The following is a 14,845-nucleotide window of genomic DNA, read 5'->3' on the forward strand; positions in this document are numbered from 1 at the left end:
GTGGAGCGTTCCGATGGGCTGGTCTACCGTGGCGGGTGGCTCCCGTCGGCGCGTGGTGGAGGTCCGCGATGGCCCGCGTCCCGCTCACGGAACAGGACCGCCGCCGTCGTCAGGTCGTCGTGCTGGGCGTGGCGGTCGCCGTCCTGGTGGTGCTGACGGCCGGTCTGCTCGTACGGGCCACGACCGCCACGGGCGAGCGTGAGCGGGCCGAAGCCGCACGGGACGCCGCGCTCAGCCGGGCGCTCATGGCCGAGAGCGCGAGCCTGGCCGTGACCGACCCTCGGACCGCCCGGCTGCTCGCCGTCGCCGCCGCCAGGATCGTGCCGCCGTCGCCGTGGACGCGCGCCGCCGTCCGCGCCGCCGCGGCCCGGCCCGAGCTGGCGGTGCTGCGCGGCTTCCCGTCCGACGTGGACGCCGTGACGTTCAGCCCGGACGGCGCGTACGTCGCCGCATCCGGCCGCGACGACCTGCTGCGCGTCTGGGACGCCAGGAGCCTCGCCCCCGTGACCTGGCCGATCCCCGGCGACGACGGCGCGAGCGGAACGGCGCTCGCCTACCGCCCCGACGGCCGCGAGCTGGCCGTGGCCGACACCTGGGGGCGGGTGCACTTCTTCGACACCGCCACCCGCGCCCGCCGCATCGGCGGCGAGACCAGGAAGTCGTCGCGTTCCTGGGCCGCGTACCGTCCGGACGGCGCGCTCCTCGCCACCACCCGGACGCGCTTCGAGGAGTCCAGGCTCTGGGACCCGGCCGCCGCCGCGCCCGTCGCCGCCCTGCGCACGCTGGAGGGCACACCGGGGCCGGTCGCGTTCAGCCCGGACGGGACGCTGCTGGCCGTCGCCTACTTCGGCGGCCCCGTCCGCCTCTTCGACGCCGCGTCCGGCCTGCTGACCGGCGACCCGCTGCCGGCCACGGATGAAGCAGTGGATGAGGCCGCCGCGCTCGCGTTCAGCCCCGACGGCCGGCTGCTCGCCGCGAGCACCGGCGGCGAGCAGGCCCAGCTCTGGGACGTCGCCACCCGCCGTCCCGCCGCCCGGCACCTGACCGGGCACGCGGGCCCCGTCACCGCGGTCGCCTTCAGCCCGGACGGCGCGATCCTGGCCACCGCCTCCGGGGACCGCACGGTCCGCCTCTGGGACGCCGCCACCGGCGCGCCGCTCGGCGACCCCCTGACCGGCCACTCCGGCGCGGTGACGGCCGTCGCGTTCAGCCCGGACGGCGCCACGCTGGCCAGCGCGAGCGCGGACGCCACCGTACGGCTGTGGCGCCTCCCGCGCGCCCGCGCCCGCCTCCTCACCCTGCCCGGCCCCGTCCCCGCCGACCGGCCCGTGTCCGGGCCCGGCGCCCGCGCGGTGCTGAGCGCCGACGGGACGCGGCTGGTGGTCCAGCCGTACGACGCCACCCGCCCGGGCCCCGGCCGGCTCTGGTCCTGGAACACCGGGTCCGTACGGTCCTGGGACGCGCCGGGCGGGCCCCTGCCCGGCGGGCTGTTGGCGATCCGTAAGGACACCCCCGTCGACGCCCTCGCCCTGAGCCGCGACGGCCGGACGCTGGCCGCCTCCGGCCTCGACGACCCCGCTCACGGCAGGGACGTCACGATCCGCGGCGGGCCCGCCGGCGCGCCGCCCGTCAGGGGACGGCCGCTCGCCTTCAGCCCCGACGGCCGGCTCCTCGCCACCGCGGTCTCCGGCAGCGAGGCACGCGTCTGGACCCTGGACGGAAGCGCGCCGGGGCGGACGCTGGCGGGGGAGGGCGAGCCGGTCGCGGCGGCGTTCAGCGCCGACGGCGCGCTGCTCGCGGTGGGCACGCCGGCCGGCCCCGTCCTGGTGTGGGACGTGGCCACCGGCCGCCGCAGAGCCGAGCTCACCGGCCACACGGGCGTCGTCACCGCCCTGGCCTTCGCGCCTTCCACCCCGCCCACGCTGGTCTCCGGGGGCGCGGACCGCACGGCGCGGCTCTGGGACGTGGGAACCGGGCGCGGCCTGCTTCTCGCCGGTCACGCGGGACCGGTGGACGCCGTGGCCTTCGCGCCGGACGGGACCGTCCTCGCCACCGGCGGCGCCGACCGTACGGTCCGGCTCTGGGACGCGCCCACCGGCCGCCCGATCGGCCCGCCGCTCGCCGGGCACCGGGGCGCGGTGGCCGCGCTGGCCTTCACCCCGGACGGGCGCGCCCTGCTGGCCGCCGCCGCCGACCGCGCCGACGTGCGCGGCGACTCCTACGCCCTGTGGCGGTGGGACACCGCCGCCCTCGCCGCCGACCCCGTCACCACGGCCTGCGCGCAGGCGGCCCGCACCCTCACGCCCGCCGAATGGTCGGCCCGCGTCCCCGGCCGCCCCTACCGGCGGGACCTCTGCCCCTGACCCGGGGCGGTTCGCGCGAGAATGCTCGCTGTGATTGTGGACAAGGCGATCTACCGCGACGGCACGCGCGAGACCATCACCGGCGACATCAGCGACGCCTGGAGCGCCGCCCGCGCCCGGGGCGGCAGCTTCCTGTGGATCGGCCTGCACGAGCCCACGCAGGAGGAGTTCGACCTGATCAGCAGCGAGGTGAGGCTGCACCCGCTGGCGGTGGAGGACGCCATCAAGGCCCATCAGCGGCCCAAGCTCGAACGCTACGACGACACCCTGTTCGTGGTGCTCAAGACGCTGCTGTACGTCGAGGAGACCTCCGACATCGAGGTCGGCGAGATCAACCTGTTCCTCGGCCACGACTTCGTCATCTCCGTCCGCCACGGCGGCGCCAACCCGCTGAAGGGGGTGCGCCGGCGCGTGGAGTCGGACCCCGACCTGCTGGCCGCGGGCCCGGCGGGCGTCATGTACGCGATCTGCGACGCGGTCGTCGACACCTACTCCTTGGTCTCGTACGAGGTCGAGCACGACCTCATCGCGCTGGAGCGGCGCGTGTTCAGCGGCGAGCAGTCCGACGTGACCGAGGACATCTACTCGCTCAAGCGCGAGGTGCTGGAGTTCCGTACCGCCCAGGACCCCCTCATCCCGGTCCTGGAGGAGATCGTCAAGGGCCGGGTGGAGCTGTGCGCGAGCAACCGGGAGCTGTTCCGCGACGTCCTGGACCACCTGCTGCGGGTGGACGGCAAGGTGGACGAGCACAACGAGCTGCTGTCCAGCGCGCTCAGCGCCCACCTGGCGCTGGTCGGCAGCGAGCAGAACAAGGTCGCCATGCAGCAGAACGCCGACATGCGCAAGATCTCCTCCTGGGCCGCCCTCATCGCCGTCCCCACGCTGATCGCCGGTGTGTACGGCATGAACTTCGACCACATGCCCGAGCTGCACTGGGCGTACGGCTACCCGCTGTGCCTGGGCACGATGGCGGTGGCGGTGCTCGTGGTGTTCCGGCTGCTGCGCAGGAGCGGCTGGCTGTGAGTCAGGCGAGGGCGGCCAGCGCCTCCTCCAGGCTGCCGTGGAGCGGCAGGCGGTCGGCGAGGCCGGTGATCCAGATCACCCGGGCGCGGGCGTAGTCGACGCCGATGAGCGCGAACCCGCCGCCGGAGGAGAGCGCCGTCTGCCAGCGGTGCACGATCAGCCCCAGGGCGCGCGAGTCCATGAACGTCACCCCGGCCAGGTCGAGGATCAGCGAAGGGCCGGCCTGGGAGAGGAACTCCGCGAACTCCTCGCGCGTGGTGGCGTCGAGCAGCCCGTCGACGGTGATCACGGTGATGTCGTCGACGACCCTGGAGGTCAGGGTGAGGCTCCTCGGCCGGTCGCTCTCACCGTCCTGCGCGATCATGGCTGTCATCGTAGTGGTCGCGGTCCCGCCCGGCATCAGGGGTCGGGGCGATCGTTACCGAACAGGCAGGTCACCCGGCGACGGACGCCGGCTGCTGGTGTCCACGGCGGGAGCGAGGACGACGGCGGAGACGACGAAGGCGAGCACCACGAGCATGGCCGTGCGCAGCCCCCAGTGCTCGCCGAGGAAGCCGAGGCCGGGCGGGCCGACGAGGAAGGCGATGTAGCCGATGACGGCCACCAGGCTGACGCGGGCGGTCTCGTCGGGCCCGCTCTCCCCGGCGGCCGACAGCGCGACGGGGAAGCCCAGCGCCGCGCCGAGCCCCCAGAGCAGCACGGCCGCCCCGGCCAGCAGGGCGCTGTCGGAGAAGATCACCAGGAGCAGGCCGAGCGCCCCCGAGACGGCGCTGGCGCGGATGACCGTCGTGCGGCCGAACCGGCCGAGGAAGTACGCGCCGCCGAACCGGCCGGCGGTCATGGCGGCCGCGAACCCGGCGTAGACGAGGGACCCGGCCGCGGTGCCGAGTCCGTGCCCGTCCACCATGAGCAGCGGCAGCCAGTCGTTGGCCGCGCCCTCGGCGAGCGCCATGGCCAGCACGATGGCGCCGATCAGCAGCAGCCTGCCGTCCTTCCACACCGCCGGCCGCGGGCCGGACTCCCCGGCCTCGCCGGGCGTCCCGACTCCGGTGCCCGCGGGGACGGAGCGGGCGGCGTACAGGAAGATCGCGAGCGAGATCAGGGTGACGGCGGCCAGGTGCCAGTGGACGGGGAGGCGGGAGGCGGTGGCCGCGATGCCCGCGCAGGCGCCGACGACGGTGCCGAGGCTGAAGCAGCCGTGCAGGGCGGGCATCGTCGTGACGCCGGTGGCGCGTTCGACGTCGGTGGCGTCCACGTTCGCGGCGACGTCACCGGCGCCGATGCCCGCGCCGAACGCGGCCAGGCCGGCCGTGACCAGCGGCACGGACGCCAGGAGGACGCCGGCGCTGATGACGGCCAGGCTCGCGATGATCGCCAGGGAGCCGGTGACGATGACGGGCCTCGTGCCGTACCGGGAGGTGAGGCGCCCGGAGAGCAGGATGCCGATCATGGAGCCCAGCGACAGGCCGAACAGGATCCAGCCCATCTGCGCGGTGGACGCCTCCAGCCGGTCGCGGATGTCGGGGGTACGGGTCACCCACGAGGCCATCGCGACGCCCGGCAGGAAGAACAGCAGGAACAGGGCGTGCCTGCGCCGGCGCATGGCAAGGTCCATCAACGAGGGCTCTCCGGGGGGCAGGCGTGGGCATCGGCGTACGAATGAATACTAACGGGGACAAACCGCCCCGCCTGCCCTCAGAATCAGTAGACGTACGGCCAGCCGGCCGCGTCGTAGCCGATCTTGTTGATGCCGAGCAGCGCCGTCCCGTTGTCGGCGTAGTAGTGGTAGACGAGGATGTCGCCGTCGACGTCACCGAAGACCGCCTGGTGGCCAGGCCCGTGCACCGAGTCGTGCCCGGCCAGCACCTGGGTGCCGCCGCCCGAGGTCATCGCCACGCCGTTGCGGTCGAGATAGGGCCCGGTGACGCTCGTCGAACGGCCCACCATGACCCGGTACGTGCTGGCCGCGCCGCGGCAGCAGGCGTCGAAGGACACCCACAGGTAGTAGTAGCCGCCGTGCTTGTAGATGTACGGCGCCTCGATCGCGGTGCTGCCGGGCCGCTGGGCGATGCCGCGTACGGTGTTGTCGAGCCGTTTGCCGGTGGCCGGGTCGAGCTGGATCAGCTTGATGCCGGTCCAGAACGAGCCGAAGCTCAGCCACCAGCGCCCCTGGTCGTCCACGAGCAGGTTGGGGTCGATCGCGTTGTAGGTGCTGGAGGAACTGGTGGAGATGACCAGCCCGTTGTTCGTCCACGAGCCGGACGCGCCGGTGGTGCTGGTGGCCAGGAAGATCGCCGAGTTGTTCGAGCCGAAGGTGGACGCCGAGTAGTACAGGTAGTACTTACCGTTGCGGTAGGAGATGTCCGGCGCCCACAGGTTCCGGCTGCCGCCGGTGTAGGAGGTCGTCCAGGGCGCTCCGTTCGGGAACACGACCCCGGCGTTGCGCCAGGCGGTGCGGTCGGTCGAGGTCTTCAGCGCGATGTTGTCGCCGGTGTGCGCGAGCAGGTAGCCGCCACCGGGCCGGCGGGCCACCGAGGGATCGTGCACCCCGATGTCGCCGGTCACCACGCCGGGGCCGGGGTAGGCGGCGGCGTACCCGGCCGGGGCGAGCCCGAGCAGCAACGCCACCACCGATGTTAGCGCTAACATTCCGCGCCGGATTGACTGAGCGGTCTTCATGACTCCACCCATCTGTATGAGGTCCGGGGGCAGGGCCGACGCTAGGAGCCTCGCCGGGCGCGGTCAATCCAGCGGACCCGGCCGCCCCGCCCGGACGGCCCCTCGCCTCAGGTCACGCCGGGTACGGCCCGCCGCGCGCGGGCCGAAAGTTTCATGAATGCGGCTCTCCCTCGGTGGCGCGGTAGTGATGGTGGGCTCATTGCGGGCGGAAATAGCCGAACCGGTGGCTCGCGAGATGACCACCGGATTCCACGGCGGTCTCGGACATCGAGCGTCTCTTCCTTGATCATCGGATCCGCCGTTACTGAGGTTGAACGCGTGATGTCGCCGGGTGGCTTAGGTGGGTCTGATCGTCGGGCCGGTCTCGGTGAGGCGGCCGTCTATGACCAGACCGCTGGCCGCCGCTGATTACCTGGTGTGCTCAGTGCGGTCGTCGTACTCTTCGCGGGCGGTGATGACTTCTTCGATGTGCAGCACGGACCACTCCGTGAGCGCCTTCAGCGGTTCTCGTAGCGTCTGGCCGAGCGCGGTCAGCTCATACTCCACGTGCGGCGGCACCTCTGGGTAGACGGTCCGGCTGACCAGCCCGTCGCGTTCGAGGGTGCGCAGCGTCTGGGTGAGCATCTTCTCGCTCACGCCCGCCAGCGCCTGCCGGAGATGACCGAACCGGGAGGTCCCGTTCCGGCCGAGTTCGCCCAGCACGAGGACCGCCCACTTGCTGCCGATGTGGTCGAGCAGGTCCCGCGACGGGCAGCCGCGCTCGTACGGATCGAATGACGGCGTGTGCCCGGTCACATTCTTGACAGCAGCCATATGGCTCACCTCAATGCTTTCGCTGCGGTAAGTACCCTACCAAGAAGTGGCTACTCCCCAACAGAGAGTGTCCAGGTCATTCTGTGTTCTATCCCGCGGCGGGGCGGACCGCGGCAGGCGTGCGAGGCACGCGCGGAAGGAAGGAATGACCATCATGCCGATCGTCGTCACTGGAGCCACTGGCCAGCTGGGCAGGCTCACCGTCGAGGCACTGCTGCGGCGCGGGATCCCGGCCGCGGACATCATCGCGACCGGCCGGGACATCGCCGGGATCAAGGATTTGGCCGACCGAGGCATCACGGTACGCCGCGCCGACTTCGCGGACACGGACGGCCTGGCCGAGGCATTCGCGGGGGCGGACAGGCTGCTGCTGATCTCGGCCTCGGTCCCCGTGGGCGAGCGGGTCGCCAACCATCGCCGCGTGATCGACGCCGCGGCATCCGCAGGCGTGTCGCTGGTGGCGTACACGAGCACGACGCACGCGGACACGGCCACCACCGTCATCGGTGCCACGCACAGCGAGACCGAGGCGTATCTGCGGGACCGCGGAATCCCCAGCGTGCTGCTGCGCAACGGCTGGTACTTGGAGAACTACACCAGCCAACTGCCGCAGATCCTGCGGAACGGCGCGGTCGTCGGCGCCGCAGGCGAGGGGCGGATCAGCGCCGCGTCCCGCGCCGACTACGCCGAGGCCGCAGCGGTCGTCCTCACCGCTGAAGGCCACACCGGCGCCGTGTACGAGCTCGGCGGCGACGAATCCTTCACCCTGACTGAGCTCGCCGCCGCGATCTCCGCTGCGGCCGGAAAGCAGGTTACCTACGCTGACCTCCCGGTGGCCGACTTCGCCCAGGTGCTGGACGCCGCGGGCCTACCCGCCGAGCTGGCGGAGGTCCTCGCTGACGCTGACCGCGGTATGGGCCGCGGCGAGATGTACACCGACTCTGGCGACTTGCGCCGCCTGATCGGCCGCCCGCCCGTGACCCTGGCCGAGGCACTCGCGGCCGCCCTGCATTACTGACGTTGAACTCGTGATGTGGCCGGGTTGCTCAGGTGGGTCTGATTGCCAGGGGGGTTTGTAGCAGGTCAGCGCGGCGATGGAGATCCGTCTGCGGGAGCGGCCGCGGACCCGCACCACCGGGGTCCGGCCGCGCTGTGACCAGGTCTTCGCGTGCGGCGACGTTATGGAGAATCCGGCTCCGTCCTCGAAGACGAGCCAGGCTCCACGGGCCGCCGCGAGTCTTCCGCGCAGGGCCACACCTCCTTGGCCCACCCGGCCACCACCCCGTCGTCCCGCTCCACGGCCCGTCGGCCCGGGACCTGCCAGGACCAGCCGTTACGCGCCAGCAGTTTCCGCACGCCCTGGATCATGCAGGCCCTGTGAAAGCGCCGACCGATCACCGTCTTGCCGGTGTCCTCGGCGGAGCGGAAGCGGTCCTCGGCTCGGGCGCGGCGGCGGTGCGTCGCCGGCGGTCGGCGTGCAGCGGCGATGTCGTCGGTGATGGTGAAGCCGATGGAGCATTTCAGCCAGCATCCGGGGCGGGTGAGCCAGTTCAGGAACTCGCGGGTGCCGCCACCGGAGTCGGTGCCGATGAGCACATCCTGGCGCGGGTGCTCGGGGAACTGGGCCAGGGCGAGCCGGTTGGTCGGCGATGGCGGTCATCGGGTGAAAGCCGGTGCCAGGTGCGGTCGCGGGCGGTGGCGCGGGCGGCGCGGATGGCCTCGTCCGTTCCGTGCGATTTTCAGATCTGACCTGGGGCACCTTCTTCAGTTATCGATCTTCAGGGGTCAAATCCCGGCTGAGTAGCCGAGTCCAAGGAAGAGGTGCACCCAACTTTCATGGCGGGGCCGCTCGCGTCACTCCCCGTCGGGTGGCGGTTGCAGCATCGGGACGAGGAAGCGTCGGGCCACGGAGGCGAGCTGCGCGTCGTCGTCGAGGTCGACGATCTCGCTGGGGATCGCCAGGAAGGAGGCCGACACCCGGACCATGAGCTCGGCCACGAGATCGATGTCGAGGTCGGCGCGCACGTTCCCGGCGCGCTGCTCGCGGCGGAGCTGGCCGGCGACGAACTGCCGGACGACGGCGAGCGTCCGTCCCCCGTCGCTGACCATGGAGGGGACCAGCAGGTCGGGCTCCACGTCGATCAGCCCGCCGATCAGCGGGTTGCCGCGGATCGCGCGCATGGAGCTCACGAAGCCCAGGACCACCCGCTCGGCGGGGGTGCCGGCGCGCTCGATGTCGATGAGGAACTGGTCGAAGTAGCGGCGGAACTCGCGCCGCACCACGTCCTCGACCAGCGCGTCCTTGGTGGCGAAACGCCGGTAGACGGTGATCCGCGAGACCTTCGCCCGCCGGGCGACGTCCTCCATCGTGGAGCGGCGGATGCCCATGCGGCTGAACTGCTCGTAGGCCGCGTCGAGGATGCGCCCGCGCAGCTCGTCGGTGTCGCCGACCTGCTCGACCGCATCAAGGTAGGCGCGCTCCAGCAACGACTCCGACTCGGACGGCGTCGAGAGGCCGGACAGCACAGATTCCACGATCACCTCCTGTCCTGATTCTGCCTCACGCGCCAACAGCCGCGGTCGCGGTCTTGTGATGTCCGTCACGGTGTGCTCTGATGATACGCAGAATCGTACGTTGTTTCACCGTATCAGAAGGCACTCCCCCCGGCCTCGGGAGAAGGAGGAACAGCGGCAATGGACGGACTCAGCCGGCGCAACATTCTGAAAGCGGGTGGCGCGCTCGGCGCGGTGGGCGCGCTCAGCATCGCGAGCCCGGCACACGCGTGGACCTGGTCGCCCACCGGATCGGTGGCCGGCACCGGAGCGGGCCTCGACCCGCGCTGGGTCTGGGACGAGGAGGCCGACCCGCTCGTCGCCTCGCTGCTCGACCGCGGCGACGTCACCCGGGTCAACACGCTGCTGCGCACCTGGACCAAGAACGGCCAGCCGCTCCCGGCCGGCCTTCCCGCGGACCTGCGCGACTTCATGGAGCGCGCCCGGCAGCTGCCCTCGTGGGCGGACCAGGGCAAACTCGACCTCGCCGTCGAGTTCAACAAGAAACGCGGGCTCTACCTGGGCGTCCTGTACGGCCTGGCCAGCGGCATGATGAGCACGGTCATCCCCAAGGAGGCGCGCGCGGTCTACTACTCGCAGGGCGGCGCCGACATGAAGGACCGCATCTCCAAGACCGCCAAGCTCGGCTACGACATCGGCTCCAACAACGCCTACCGCCCCGACGGCGAGATGATCGTCACGGCCGTCAAGACCCGGCTGGTGCACGCGGCGGTGCGGCACCTGCTGCCGCAGTCGCCCTACTGGTCGCAGGTCGCCGACGAGGAGATCCCCATCAGCCAGCGCGACATGATGGTCACCTGGCACAGCCTGCCCACGACCGTCATGCAGAAGCTGGTCGCCTGGAAGGTGCCCATCCCGTCCAACGAGTCCGCGGCGTTCCTGCACTCCTGGCAGGTGGGCGCGCACATGCTCGGCATCAAGGACGAGTACATCCCCGCCTCCTGGGCCGAGGCCAACAGCCAGGCCGCGCAGGTGCTCACCCCGATCCTGGCGCCGACGCCCGAGGGCATCAAGCTCGCCGACATCCTGCTCAACCTCGGCTCGTCCGTCGACGCGGGCATCCTCAGCAAGCCCATTCTCGGCGCGTTCACCCGCTTCATGCTGGGCGACCAGATCGCGGGCTGGCTGAAGATCGGCCGCGAGCCCATCTGGGACCCGTTGCTCAAGGTCGCCTGGGGGCCCTTCATCGCCGTCCGCGAGGGCCTGCTGCCGTTCCCGCTGGCGCCCGAGGCGTACTGGCTCTTCGACGAGTTCCTCCGCAAGGCGGCCCTGCTCTTCCTGTCCGAGGCGCGGCCGATCAGCATCGAGATCCCGGACAGCAACCGCCCCTCCTGAGGTGAGGACCGAGGAAAGGAGCTCCCGCCCATGGCGGATCTGAGCAGGCGCAAGATGCTGATCACGGGTGGCGCCCTCGGGGCGATGGGCGCCCTGAGCATCGCGAGCCCGGCGCACGCGTGGACCTGGTCGCCTGCGGGCTCGGTCGCGGGCGCCGGAGCGGGCCTCGACCCGCGCTGGGTCTGGGACGAGGAGGCCGACCCGCTCGTCGCCTCGCTGCTCGACCGCGGCGCCGTCCCCGAGGTCAACCGGCTGCTCTGGGACTGGAACCGCAACGACCAGCCCCTGCCCGACGGTCTGCCCGCCGACCTCGTCGCCTTCATCGAGAAGGCCAGGCAACTGCCGCCGTGGGCGGACCGCGCCAAACTGGAGACCGCGGCCACTTTCAACAAGTCGCGCGGCCTCTACCTCAACCTGCTCAACGGCGTCGGCGGCGGCATGCTGAGCACCGCGATCCCCAAGGAGGCCCGCGCCGTCTACTACTCCAAGGGCGGGGCCGACATGGAGGACCGCGTCGCCAAGACGAGCCTCCTGGGCTTCGCCGTCGGGGCGCTCAACGCCTACCGGCCCGACGGCACGTGCATCGTCCAGTCCGTCAAGACCCGGCTGGTGCACGCGGCGGTGCGGCACCTGCTCCAGCAGTCGCCGCACTGGGGCGGCGACATCCCCATCAGCCAGGAGGACATGCTCGTCACCTGGCACACCCTGCCGACCTACGCCATGCGCAAGATGCTCGAATGGCAGGTGCCGATCAAGCCCGCAGAGTCGGCGGCGTACCTGCACGTGTGGCAGGTGACCGCGCACATGCTCGGCATCAGGGACGAGTACATCCCGATGACCTGGGACGCCGCCAACGCCCAGTCCGACCAGATCCTGCCCCGCAACATGGGCCCGACGCCCGAGGGCGTGGAGCTGACCGACATCCTGCTGGGCCAGCTCGCCGAGCAGACGAGCCCCGGCAGCGTCAGCCGGCCGCTGTGCAACGCGCTCGCCCGCTACCTCGTCGGCGACCAGGTGGCCGACTGGGACGGCATCCGGCGCGAGCCGGTGTGGGACCCGCTGATCAGCTCCGCCTGGCCGAAGCTGGTCAGGTTCCGCGAAGGGCTCATCCCGCTGCCGCTGGTGCCCTCGATCGCCTGGGTCATCGACGAGGCCGTACGGCAGTACATCCTGTTCTTCCTCACCAAGGGCAAGGAGACCAAGATCGAGATCCCGACGACCAACCGCCCCGGAACATGACCGGACCGGCCGACGAGGCCATCGGGCGCCGCCGGTTCCTCGGCTACGTGGTGGCGGCGCCGACCCTGGTGGCCGCCGCCGAGATCGTTCCCTCAGCCTCCGCCGCCGCTGTCTCCCCGGAGACCGCGGCGGCGGCCGGGCTGCCCTCGCCCGACCTCACCGAGCTCATCGACCTCAACGACGTCATGACCGCGGCCGCCCTGCCGACCTCGAACCTGATCTCGGTCGAGGTCGGCGCGGACGGCATGGTCTCCTTCGCGCTGCCGCGCGCCGAGGTCGGGCAGGGCATCACCACCTCCACGGCCATGCTGATCGCCGAGGAGCTGGCCGTGCCCCTGGAGCGGGTCCGCGTCACGCTCGCCGACGCCCGGCCGGAGCTGCTGTTCAACCAGCTCACCGGCGGCTCGAACACGACCGTCTCGACGTACACGCCGATCCGGGTCGCCGCCTCCGTCGCCCGGCTGCGGCTGCTGGAGGCCGCGGCGGCCGAGCTCGGGACGCCCGCCGGCGAGCTGAGACTGGAGGGCGGAGCGGTCGTCGGCCCGTCCGGCCACCGGCTCGACATCGGCGCGCTCGCCGCCAAGGCCGCGAGCAGCCGCACCCGGCAGGTCAGCGTGGAGCTCGCGCCGCGCGCCGGCTTCACCGTCATCGGCCGGCCCCACAACCGGGTCGACGCGCTGGCCGCGGTGACCGGGCGCAAGAAGTTCACCATGGACCTCGACGTGCCGGACGCCAAGCCGACCATGGTCTGCCGCGCGCCGACCATCAACGGCAAGGTCGCATCCGTGAGCAACCTCGCCGAGGTCCGCGCCATGCCGGGCGTCACCGACGCCGTCGTCATCGCCACCGGCGTGGCGGTGCGCGCCGAGACGTTCGGACAGTGCATCGACGCCGTACGCGCCCTGCGGGTCACCTGGAAGCCCGGCACCGCGGCCGGCAAGTCCGACGAGAGCGTGCTGCGCGAGCTGGCCGCCGCGGAGCTGCCGCTCGGGCTCAGGCCGCCGACGCCGACCGTCGAGGCCACGTTCACCTTCCACTTCCGCGGCAACAGCGCGCTGGAGCCCAACTGCGCGATCGCCGACGTACGGCCCGGCCGCGCCGAGATCTGGTCGGCCCTGAAGTCGCCGATCGTCGCCCAGCAGGCCATCGCCGCCAAGCTCGGCCTGCCCGTCGGCAAGGTCACCGTGCACGTCACCGAGGGCGGCGGCTCCTTCGGCCGCAAGCTCTTCTTCGACGCCGCGCTGGAGGCCGCCGAGGTGTCGCAGAAGATCGGCAAGCCGGTCAAGCTCATGTGGCACCGCGCCGACGACGCCCGCCAGGGCCGCGTGCACCCGATGGCCACCTCACGGGTCCGGGCCGCCTACCTCGGCCAGACGGTGCTCAGCTACAAGCAGCGGCACACCAGCGTCTCCACCGACCTCGGCCACGGGCTCGGCGAGATCTTCACGGCCCTGGCCGCCCGGCTCCCCGTCGGCGACGTCGGCTTCTCCCAGACGTTCTTCCACCTCAGCCAGGCCATGTCGTACGACTTCGGCGCCGCCAGCCACCTGCTCGCCGAGACCGACAAGGACTTCAACACCGGCAGCATGCGCAACGTCTACTCGCCCGACGTCACCTGCGCCCGCGAGCTCGTCGTGGACCAGCTCGCGGCGCGGATGGGCAAGGACCCGTACCGGTTCCGGCACTCCTTCCTGCGCGACGACCGCGCGCGGGCGGTGCTGGCGCGGGCGGCCGAGGCGGGCGGCTGGGGCCGCGCGATGGCGCCGGGCACCGCGCAGGGCATCGCCTTCCACGCCGAGTACAAATCGGTCAGCGCCTGCCTCGTGGAGATCGACTGCCGGCCCGAGACCGTCAACAGGACCGTCCGCGACGCCGTGACAGGACCCCGCGTCACCAAGGTCGTCTTCGCCGTGGACGTCGGGCTCGCCGTCAACCCGCGCGGGCTGGAGGCGCAGATGATGGGCGGCGTCTCCGACGGCATCGCGCTGGCCCTCACCTCCAGCCTGCACCTGCGCGACGGCTACTTCCTGGAGGCGAGCTGGGACAACTACTTCTACACCCGGCAGTGGAACACCCCGCTCGACCTCCAGGTCATCGTCATGCCCAGCACGTCCGAGCAGCCGGGCGGCGCGGGGGAGCTGGGGGTGGCCGCGTCGATGGCCGCCGTCGCCTGCGCCTACGGCCGCGCGACCGGCACGATGCCCACCACGTTCCCGATCAACCACGGCACGCTCTCCTTCACCCCCAAGCCCACCGTCCCGCCGGTCCCGCCGTCCCCGACCGACGGCCTCGACCACGCCCGCTGAACCGAGGAGCCCCAGGAGTGCCCGAACACACCTTCCGCGTCAACGGCGAGCAGGTCACCGTGGACGTCGCCGACGACGTACGCCTGCTGTGGGTGCTGCGCGACGTCCTCGGCATCACCGGCCCGAAGTACGGCTGCGGCATCAACGTCTGCAAGGCCTGCACCAGCCACCTCAACGGCAAGGCGGTCAACCCCTGCGCCATCCCCGTCAAGGACCTGCGGCCGACCGACGAGGTCACCACCATCGAGGGCCTGCCCGCCACGGTCGGCCAGGAGCTGCACCCCATGCAGCGGGCCTGGCTGGAGCACGACGTCGCGCAGTGCGGCTACTGCCAGCCCGGCCAGATCATGGCCGCCGTGGCGCTGGTCAACCGGGTGGCCGCGGAGGGCCGTACGATCACCGACGCCGACCTCGACGGCATCCGCAACATCTGCCGCTGCGGCACCTACGTCCGCATCCGCCAGGCCATCAGGAAGGGCGCGGAGAACATGTGACGGCAGAGGACCGGCTGGG

13 protein-coding genes are annotated in these 14,845 nt (G+C 72.0%); 7 read left to right on the plus strand and 6 right to left on the minus strand.

Annotation, left to right across the window (positions count from 1 at the left end; all coding sequences use genetic code 11):
* The first annotated feature begins 68 nt into the window (after positions 1-68).
* Entirely contained in the window at positions 69-2,363 is a 2,295-nt protein-coding gene (locus ACBR40_RS25725; RefSeq protein ID WP_371250394.1) for a WD40 repeat domain-containing protein, read from the plus strand.
* Between the two features lie 21 nt (positions 2,364-2,384).
* Entirely contained in the window at positions 2,385-3,386 is a 1,002-nt protein-coding gene (corA, locus tag ACBR40_RS25730; RefSeq protein WP_344206313.1) for a magnesium/cobalt transporter CorA, read from the plus strand.
* Between the two features lies 1 nt (position 3,387).
* Here the strand turns inward: corA and ACBR40_RS25735 are convergent, their stop codons facing one another.
* From ACBR40_RS25735 to ACBR40_RS25750, 4 genes are all read right to left on the minus strand, one after another.
* Positions 3,388-3,750 (minus strand): anti-sigma factor antagonist, encoded by a 363-nt coding sequence (locus ACBR40_RS25735; protein ID WP_344206315.1) that lies wholly within the window; start codon positions 3,748-3,750, stop codon positions 3,388-3,390.
* Between the two features lie 54 nt (positions 3,751-3,804).
* The gene (locus ACBR40_RS25740) at positions 3,805-4,989 is read right to left on the minus strand and encodes an MFS transporter (RefSeq protein ID WP_371250395.1); all 1,185 of its coding nucleotides are present in this window, start codon (positions 4,987-4,989) and stop codon (positions 3,805-3,807) included.
* 98 nt (positions 4,990-5,087) lie between these two features.
* Positions 5,088-6,014: an arabinan endo-1,5-alpha-L-arabinosidase gene (locus ACBR40_RS25745; RefSeq protein WP_371250396.1), complete on the minus strand. Its 927-nt coding sequence runs from the start codon at positions 6,012-6,014 to the stop codon at positions 5,088-5,090.
* A gap of 459 nt (positions 6,015-6,473) precedes the next feature.
* On the minus strand, positions 6,474-6,878 hold the full coding sequence (locus ACBR40_RS25750) for a winged helix-turn-helix transcriptional regulator (protein ID WP_371250397.1): 405 nt from the start codon (positions 6,876-6,878) through the stop codon (positions 6,474-6,476).
* Positions 6,879-7,032: 154 nt separating this feature from the next.
* Here ACBR40_RS25750 and ACBR40_RS25755 point away from each other — a divergent pair, with 154 nt between their 5' ends.
* Complete coding sequence (locus tag ACBR40_RS25755; RefSeq protein WP_344206321.1) at positions 7,033-7,896, plus strand: SDR family oxidoreductase; 864 nt, start codon at positions 7,033-7,035, stop codon at positions 7,894-7,896.
* 161 nt (positions 7,897-8,057) lie between these two features.
* On the opposite strand, the gene ACBR40_RS25760 is transcribed toward ACBR40_RS25755, so the two are convergent.
* Both ACBR40_RS25760 and ACBR40_RS25765 read right to left on the minus strand, forming a co-directional pair.
* Positions 8,058-8,474: a winged helix-turn-helix domain-containing protein gene (locus ACBR40_RS25760; RefSeq protein WP_344206322.1), complete on the minus strand. Its 417-nt coding sequence runs from the start codon at positions 8,472-8,474 to the stop codon at positions 8,058-8,060.
* 258 nt (positions 8,475-8,732) lie between these two features.
* Positions 8,733-9,413, minus strand: a complete 681-nt coding sequence (locus ACBR40_RS25765; RefSeq protein ID WP_344206324.1) for a TetR family transcriptional regulator — start codon at positions 9,411-9,413, stop codon at positions 8,733-8,735.
* A gap of 159 nt (positions 9,414-9,572) precedes the next feature.
* Here ACBR40_RS25765 and ACBR40_RS25770 point away from each other — a divergent pair, with 159 nt between their 5' ends.
* From ACBR40_RS25770 to ACBR40_RS25785, 4 genes are read left to right on the plus strand one after another with little or no spacing between them, the layout of a single operon-like run.
* Positions 9,573-10,787, plus strand: coding sequence for an oxygenase MpaB family protein (locus ACBR40_RS25770; RefSeq protein ID WP_371250398.1), 1,215 nt, complete (start codon positions 9,573-9,575; stop codon positions 10,785-10,787).
* Between the two features lie 30 nt (positions 10,788-10,817).
* Positions 10,818-12,026 (plus strand): oxygenase MpaB family protein, encoded by a 1,209-nt coding sequence (locus ACBR40_RS25775; RefSeq protein ID WP_344206327.1) that lies wholly within the window; start codon positions 10,818-10,820, stop codon positions 12,024-12,026.
* On the plus strand, positions 12,023-14,332 hold the full coding sequence (locus ACBR40_RS25780) for a molybdopterin cofactor-binding domain-containing protein (RefSeq protein WP_371250399.1): 2,310 nt from the start codon (positions 12,023-12,025) through the stop codon (positions 14,330-14,332). Before ACBR40_RS25775 ends, ACBR40_RS25780 begins: the two co-directional genes overlap by 4 nt.
* Positions 14,333-14,349: 17 nt before the next feature.
* Positions 14,350-14,826, plus strand: a complete 477-nt coding sequence (locus tag ACBR40_RS25785) for a (2Fe-2S)-binding protein (RefSeq protein ID WP_344206332.1) — start codon at positions 14,350-14,352, stop codon at positions 14,824-14,826.
* Positions 14,827-14,845 lie beyond the last annotated feature (19 nt).

The organism is Nonomuraea sp. AD125B, from assembly GCF_041402765.1.
Classification (GTDB): domain Bacteria; phylum Actinomycetota; class Actinomycetes; order Streptosporangiales; family Streptosporangiaceae; genus Nonomuraea; species Nonomuraea bangladeshensis.